Origin of the sequence: Massilia sp. CT11-108 (genome assembly GCF_047302915.1) — a bacterium.
Taxonomy (GTDB): Bacteria; Pseudomonadota; Gammaproteobacteria; order Burkholderiales; family Burkholderiaceae_D; genus Telluria; species Telluria orientalis.
In genome coordinates, this window is sequence record NZ_JBKYMO010000887.1 from 1 (window position 1) to 1,405 (window position 1,405).

Here is a 1,405-nt window from a genome sequence, read left to right on the forward strand (position 1 = left end):
AGCCAGCGTAGCGGCACGGGCCCGCGTGCGCGCGGCTGGGCGGCCACGTGCGTGCGCGTGCCCGCGCGCAGGTTGCGCGCACGCCGCAAGCGCGTCCGGTTGGCCGCGACGGCCTCGACGAGCGTTCCGATCATCGCTGGGTTCTCCCTCGTTGTGTTCGCGTGCGCCTAGCCGGGGGACGATGAAAGCCGGTCCCGCTTATCTGCGCTTCGTCCTGCGTTTCGTGCGGTTCGTCGCACGCGGGTGGAGACCGGGAACCCTTGTGGCTACAGTACACACATCGAGAAACGCTTAATCACCCGACCCCGCATCCAACCCCGAGGAGAGCATCATGAACGTCATCAAGCACATGGAAGCCGCCTTCATCGTCGCCCTGAGCTTGGCCGCCGCCGGCAGCATGGCACTCGACAGCGCCAAGCCCGCACAGGCGACCGCACCCGTTCTCGCGACCACCGCCGGCATCCCCGTCGTGCACGTCACCGCCAAGCGCCTGACGCCGGTCGAGAAGCAACAGATGCTGGCGCTGGAACGCGTGCGGAGCCGCGCATGATGTTCGCCGCGGGGACGGTCAGCGCCGTCCCCGCACACAATCTGTTTCAGATGTAAGAGTCTGCTTCAACCGCTGAATCGCTCCGCCCACCGCGCTATATTGGTCACATCCGAAGTCCGGATTGGAGACCAACATGAAACGCCTCGCACTTGCCGCCCTGATCGCCATCGGCGCCGCCGCCGCACCGCTTCCTTCCATGGCTTACAGCAATGTCAGCCTGACCATCAGCACGGCCCCGCCGGCCCCGTTGTACGAACGCGTCCCCGCGCCGCGCCACGGTTATGTGTGGGCACCCGGCCACTGGGAGTGGTCCGGCCACCGCCATACGTGGGCACCGGGCTACTGGGTCGCCGAGCGTCCCGGCTATGTCTACCGCGCGCCGGCCTGGTACCAGGGCAATGGCGGCTGGTACATGCAGCCTGCCGCGTGGACGCCATACGGCCCCGACCGCGACCGCGACGGCGTGCCCGACCGCTTCGAACGCCGCTACGACCGCGGCTACGACCGGGGTTCGTACTACAACGACCGGCCGGGCTATCGGGACCGCGACCGCGACGGCATCCCCGACCGCTACGAGCGCAACGGCCGCCGCTGGGACGAAGACCGCGACGGCGTGCCGAACCGCTACGACCGCGACCGCGACGGCGACGGTGTGCCGAACCGCCGGGATCGCAGGCCGGACAATCCCTACCGGCGCTAATCCTGAAAACAGCGCCCCGGCGCTGTTTTTCTTTGTAGTATCCTCTCGGCATGAATGACCTTCCCGACCTGGACCGGATCGCCTACAAGGCCGAGCGCGCGGCCAGCCGCCGCCTGGCGCTGGCCGAAGGGCTGCCCGCCGACCAGGCGCTGCGC

The 1,405-nt window shown here is 68.6% G+C and carries 2 protein-coding genes; both read left to right on the top strand.

The window, feature by feature from the left end:
- Positions 1 to 331: 331 nt before the first annotated feature.
- Positions 332 to 550 (top strand): hypothetical protein, encoded by a 219-nt coding sequence (locus ACEN88_RS31690; protein WP_413346128.1) that lies wholly within the window; start codon positions 332 to 334, stop codon positions 548 to 550.
- 133 nt (positions 551 to 683) lie between these two features.
- Positions 684 to 1,250, top strand: coding sequence for a hypothetical protein (locus ACEN88_RS31695; protein WP_413346129.1), 567 nt, complete (start codon positions 684 to 686; stop codon positions 1,248 to 1,250).
- Positions 1,251 to 1,405 lie beyond the last annotated feature (155 nt).